General features: G+C 49.5%; 4 protein-coding genes and 1 pseudogene. All 5 read right to left on the minus strand.

The features are described from left to right. Positions 1-916 (minus strand): hypothetical protein (locus H6F43_RS02475; RefSeq protein ID WP_190340424.1); only part of this gene is annotated, 916 nt, incomplete at its 3' end. 285 nt (positions 917-1,201) lie between these two features. Further along, the gene (locus tag H6F43_RS02480) at positions 1,202-3,097 is read right to left on the minus strand and encodes a CHASE2 domain-containing protein (protein ID WP_190340425.1); all 1,896 of its coding nucleotides are present in this window, start codon (positions 3,095-3,097) and stop codon (positions 1,202-1,204) included. A gap of 9 nt (positions 3,098-3,106) precedes the next feature. Beyond that, positions 3,107-3,757 carry a response regulator transcription factor gene (locus tag H6F43_RS02485; protein WP_190340426.1) on the minus strand — a complete coding sequence of 217 codons (651 nt, stop codon included), beginning with the start codon at positions 3,755-3,757 and terminating at the stop codon, positions 3,107-3,109. 41 nt (positions 3,758-3,798) lie between these two features. Beyond that, the gene (locus tag H6F43_RS02490; RefSeq protein ID WP_190340427.1) at positions 3,799-4,455 is read right to left on the minus strand and encodes a hypothetical protein; all 657 of its coding nucleotides are present in this window, start codon (positions 4,453-4,455) and stop codon (positions 3,799-3,801) included. A 94-nt stretch (positions 4,456-4,549) separates the two neighbouring features. Continuing rightward, a pseudogene (locus H6F43_RS22965) lies at positions 4,550-4,705 on the minus strand (methyltransferase); the annotation flags it as partial. Positions 4,706-5,039: the final 334 nt, after the last annotated feature.

The raw sequence follows: 5,039 nt of genomic DNA on the forward strand, positions 1-5,039 counted from the left end.
GACAATACTGTAGCGTCGGTGTCGCTTGTTTCACAGCATAGGTGGCTCCGGGCACTAAAATAAACTCACTTGCACCGACATGGCTAATAGGGCTACCCCAATCATAGGTATAACCCAGTCCGGTCCAGGGTTGGAGTGCCGCCCGAATGCTTCTGAAGTACAACGTTTGATAGAACGATTGATAGTCTTGAATGCCAGCACCCGGAGTGTGACCAGTCACTTTCGGCGGGACACCGACAAAATTCAGGGGGCAGTATCGCTGCGTAATGTCTGGGTTCACACAGGGTCGAAAGAGATCATGGGGACTCACCCAGAGTTCAACAAACCGATCGTACTCCCAACTGGGATTCAGACCCAGGTATTGCTTTAAGCGAAGCGTTAAATCGGCCTCGGTAGCCTGCGGATGCTGTTGCAGATAGCGTTGACAGAAAGCTTGGACCTGTGGTGCAACTGTGACCCAGAGAAGTTGGTCTTCTCGTTTTGAACTTTGCGTGTTGGGCTTGAGATAACGCTCATAAACGCTTTGGCTTTTCCAAGTTACGACTAAGACGTGCGTTTTGGTTGAATTCCACACCAAGAGAGGATTGTCCGGTGTAATCGGAATGAGCGTATTGACATCTTCTTCCAGCTCGACAAACGCGGCATCCTGAATGGCAGCGCGATAGGCTGCTTGCAATGCGTTGTTCGAGGGGTGAGCAAGTCCGGGTAGCAGCAAAACACCTTGTGTGCATAACGCTGCTAGCAGTAAGCCCAACGCTTGGATGCCTTGCTGGCTCCGCTTGCTCGTGCTTCTAGCCAAGTGGCAACCAGGAAAAAAGTGTGCTGTTGCCTGTCGATCGGCTGCTCGTGCTTGTGATCGTAATGTCTGGTCCGTTGCCTGTGACAGTTGGCTCTGATGACAGTGCAGAGTTTTCATGGGTTTGTACCTGGCTGCGACGAGTTCTACGCGATCGCCTCTTCTGAGGATGCCCACTTGAGCACTGAATTGGCTGTGGAACCAACGCCTTACCAATTCGTAATTACGAATCACGAATTACAAATTCGTATTACTGCTTTCCCCAGGCTTCCTCCGCTTCTGCCTGCTGTTTGGTCGCTTGCAATCGCTGCCATCTGTAAGGCGACAGAATGGATCCTCTTGTATCCATACACTCTTCAGTTCTGTGTACAAATAGTCCCTGATGGCTGAAGCCCTAGCAAATTCCTAAAACCAAAATTTGCGCACTACCCAACTTAATTCACACCGCATTCCTGTAGGTTCATTAGGCAACCGCTGGAACGTGCCCCGCAACTGTCGTGCTAGAGTCTTTGCCTGTTGGGTGCCCATTCCGGCAGAGTGGGATTGCTCATCATTGTGTGTCTTTCCGTTGTCCACCACGCGAATCACTTGCTTGCCGTTTTCCTCAGCACAAATGACGGTAATGCGAGTCGTGTTGATCGCGTACTTGCCAACATTGCACAATGCCTCTTCCAGAAATCGGCAAAGGCTGCGCTTGAGCGATAGACTAAGACCGCGATCGCTCATCGGTTCAAATTTGACAATCCGGGTCCGAATCGTTTGGAAATAAGGTAATTCTCGTTCCATCGTTCGCAGATAGACTTCATACAAGATCGTATGCAGTGGCGCTTGCAGATCGAGTGCTGCATTGGAATCAAGCTGAAGGCTGGTTTCTTGTTCTAACGCTTCTCGCTGGATGACTTCGTAGACCGTACGCAGTTCTTGGTTAAGGTGCTGCAACTCTGGCAACAACGCTCGCTGCTGCGACGAGTCATCCTGCATCTGTACTTCACGCAGCATTTTTGCAAGCGTTTGTAGCGGTCCGTTATGAATCGTCGTAAACATATGATCGATCACCGCTTGGCGATCGCGTAAGCGTTCCCGTAGGTTTTGCTCGTAGCGGTAGAACGTTGCCGCTGCGAGTCCCGCTCCATTCAGCACGAGAACCATTGCGGCGGGAACCAATGGAATCCACCATCCAATCAATATTGCTCCAAACGCGCTTCCAATTAATCCCAAACAGGCTGCTGCAACCCCAAATAAAATTCGACTGGGCGATCGAGCAAATCGTCCTAACCCAATCCCCACCAGCCCCCAAGCGATAATCCAACTATATTCCCATTCGTCTGACCATACGTGCAGCAAGGGGCGATCGTCCAGCGCAGCGCTCAAAATTTGACTCGTCGCGTGAGCGTGCATTTCCACACCATTGACTAGTCCCGCGATTGGGCTGGGAATCGCATTCGAGTTGACAACATCATACTTGACGCTAACTGCCGTCAACCCAATTAGAACAATGCGCCCTCGAATCCAGTCAGGATTGACGCTCCCCGATTGAATATCTTGCCAAGAGACACGACGAAACGGGTTACGTCCCGCGCGAGGATGTAACAGGATTTGATTGCCCCCTGCATCCTCGCCGACATAGCTGCCGAAGTTTGGCTGGAATCGCGTTAGCTCAGTCTGACTAAAGCGCATCGCTGCGCGATCGCGCACGCCGTTTTCTAAACTGAGTCCTTGGTCAGACAGATACGATCGCGCTAATTGCAAAGCGAGCGAAAATCGATATTGCTTTTTCGGAGTGGATGCACCGAGCAGCCAACGCCGCACTCGCCCATCTCGGTCTGGTAAGACATCAGAAAAGCCAATTCGTTCTGCAGGCAAGCTGGGGGGAGCTGCAACACTAAATCCACCTTGTTCGGGAAGTGCCTTCTCGATCGCGATTAAATTAGGAGACTGCAATGCTTTCAGCAATGCGTCCCGTCCCGGTGGAACCGACACATCCCGCAAGAAATCGAGTCCAATCACATTGGGCTGATAGCTCTGAACCCGTTGGATAATGGTAGAAAGATCGCGATCAGGAATGGGATAGGTGCCAATTCGATGAATATCATCATCTGTGATTCCAACAATGACAATGCGTTCGTCGATGGGTTCTGCAGGGCGCGATCGCAAAAATCCATCGAATACCATTAACTCTAATGGCTGTAAAAAACCAAAAAAGCGCAGGACGACAACCCCTGTAATGACCGTCAATCCGGGTATTGCGCCAACGCGCCAAAGGGAAAGTTCTGCCCTAAGTTTTTGCCATCCCTGGGTCATCATCGCGTCCTAGTCGATCAATCCTTCTTGGCGCGATCGCATTTCCGTTTGAATTCGAATATTTTTTCCGGCGTCTGGATACACTTCGAGTGCGTCCTGAATCTTAGACCAGTAGTGCCGAACTGAGCGTTCAGAAACGTTCATCCGTTCAGCGATCGCTTTATCCTGCAATCCTTCCTGAAAGGCTAATTGCAGCACTTCTAACCATTCGGGTTTAATTTCTAATCCGGTTCGCATTTCCTTGGGAGTATACAGTAGCCCTTGCAGCGCCCAATCAACCCGCGTCACCATGTCCTTCATCGGGAGGCTTTTATCGACAATGGCAAAACCTCCTTCATGCAAGCCGATTTCAGGCTTTAGACGAACGAGCGATCGCACATGAGCACTTTGCACCACAACATGCAGGCTAGGATATTTCTTTAATAATGTTTTAAGCAGTTGAATTCCCACATCGGGACGCGCTGTTGCACCACTCCCATCCGGAATCGCTAAATCCATCACTACTAGGTCCGGAGAGACGCTTTCAATCTGTTGTAGTGCGTGTTGTGCGGATTGCGCGACCGAAATCTCAACTTCTGGATAGTGCTGACGCAGCACGGCAACCGTTCCATTCAACACTGCCTCATGATCGTCAACGACTACAAATTTCAAGCTCACCATATCGGTTCTCCCAACACTGAAATCAGATTATAAAATTTAAGCTATGACCAGCACATTGACCAGATCAAAGCTTCACACTCTTGGTGATAAGCACAAGTTCCAGCGGTTAAAAATTGCGCCGATCGCCTGAGGTGAGATAGCTCTACGATCTCATCGTGCGGTCTTTGTGAATACAAGACTTTAACGACTAATCGATGCGCATGGGTCTCTTGAGTCAGACAGGCTGAAATCGATCGCGCTGAAGGACGTTGAGTGAGGGCAAGCCGGAGAAATTCATCGATCGCTATCCATACAATGCGGCTTTGTTCATATGCATCGGGCTGCCATTGTTCGGGCATAGAGAGATCTAGAGCGACGTGGAGGTGCTGCTGCTGATGGGATTTGAGTAAATGATCGATCGCCAGCGGAAAGTTATCTTCCAGATAGGGCGGCGACAGAAAATCACTAAATCGCTGCAAGGAGTGATGCAATGCTTCCAAGGTTGTTAGCAAAAATTCTCCGTCTGCGGTGGCGATGGGGATAGAGCATAACTCGACCGCTGCTTGCTGCGCTGAGGATAACTCCAACGTGCGGCGAAGCGTAAATGCGTCTTGCAGAACGCCATTCCGAACAGCTTCCGCTTCATCAACCAGCCGTAAAACGTGCTGTCGATACCACCATCGCAACGCTTGCTGGAGACGATGCCATCTCAGAACCAACCAGCATCCTACCAATAGCAATCCGATCAATAGAAATGTGTTCACACAACGATTACCTGCCTAATGGATTACAGTGATTACCTTAATTGACTAACTACTTATATGCAATGACTGCACTACAAGGTCCTGCCAGATGCAGAACTTCGTAGCGTCTAAAACCTGCTTGCTGGCACCAACCCCAAAAATCTGCACCAGTAAAGTCAAATGCATCGCCAAATTCAATCAGCATATTGAGCGACATCAGCAACCCAAAGGCACGATTGCGCAGTTTGTTCTTGAAGTTGCATAGTAGAAATCTCCTAAGTTGACGGATTAAAGGTCTTGTTCATACCGCCTGATGGAATAACAGATCGTGTTAATTGACCCCGCGATCGACTTATGTAGGTCGTGGTGTGAACTGAAGTAATCATGCTTGTAATAGCATCGGTTCACAAGAGATTTTTGCGCCGCCTTGATTTCATAAACTAGAACTGTACCTTGCAGAAAACGGCAATGTTAACTTCACTTTCCGGTCTGTAAATTTATCAGTATCGGTCTAGGGTATTGGTGGCAGCTCCAGTAGAGTAACCGTAAAATACTCGCGG

This window comes from Leptolyngbya sp. FACHB-36, assembly GCF_014695955.1.
Classification (GTDB): domain Bacteria; phylum Cyanobacteriota; class Cyanobacteriia; order Leptolyngbyales; family Leptolyngbyaceae; genus FACHB-36.

What these genes read in the sequence shown, in the direction of transcription:
- H6F43_RS02485 (WP_190340426.1), bottom strand. Translation starts at nt 3,757, where the DNA reads ATGGTGAGCTTGAAATTTGTAGTCGTTGACGATCATGAGGCAGTGTTG.
- H6F43_RS02480 (WP_190340425.1), bottom strand. Translation starts at nt 3,097, where the DNA reads ATGACCCAGGGATGGCAAAAACTTAGGGCAGAACTTTCCCTTTGGCGC.